The following is a 727-nucleotide window of genomic DNA, read 5'->3' on the forward strand; positions in this document are numbered from 1 at the left end:
GCCTCGATCTCGCCCGGCTCGATCCGGAAGCCCCGCACCTTCACCTGATGATCGGCCCGGCCCAGATAGTCGATCTCGCCGTCCGCCAGATAGCGCGCCAGGTCTCCCGTGCGGTACATCCGGCTCCCCGCCTCGCCGAATGGATCGGGTACGAAGCGCTCCGCGCTCAGGTCCGCCCGGTTCAGATAGCCGCGCGCCAACCCCACACCGCCGATATACAGCTCACCCGTCACCCCCACCGGCACCGGATGGCCCGCCGCATCCAGCAGGTACATGCGCGTGTTGCCGATCGGCCGGCCGATCGTGATCGCCGGTGCCTCGCGTGTGATCGCACGCCGCGCCGACCAGATCGTCGTCTCGGTCGGACCGTACAGGTTCCAGATGCAAGGCACCTGCGCCAGCAGCTTTCTGGCCAGCGCCTCGGGCAGCGCTTCGCCCCCGCACAGCAGCTTCAGCGACGCCGGCGCCTGCCAGCCGTAGCTCAGCAGCATCTGCCAGGTCGAGGGCGTCGCCTGCATCGCCGTGATCCCTTCGCGCCCGATCAGTGTCGCCAGCGCCTGCGCATCGGCGGCGGCCGAACGGCTCGCCAGCACCACCTTCGCTCCCGAGAGCAACGGCAGATACAGCTCCAGCGCCGCGATGTCGAACGACAGCGAGGTCACCGCCAGCATCGTGTCGCGCGCGTCGAGGCCCGGTGCCTGCTGCATCGAGTCCAGCAGGTTCAGCA

At 69.3% G+C, this 727-nt stretch carries 1 protein-coding gene; it reads right to left on the reverse strand.

Translation table 11 applies throughout. The features are described 5' to 3' along the window. On the reverse strand, nt 1–727 hold a 727-nt coding region (locus HB633_RS30625; protein ID WP_213781863.1), incomplete at both ends, for an AMP-binding protein.

The sequence above is a fragment of the Caballeronia sp. dw_276 genome (assembly GCF_018449635.1).
Lineage (GTDB): Bacteria > Pseudomonadota > Gammaproteobacteria > Burkholderiales > Burkholderiaceae > Caballeronia.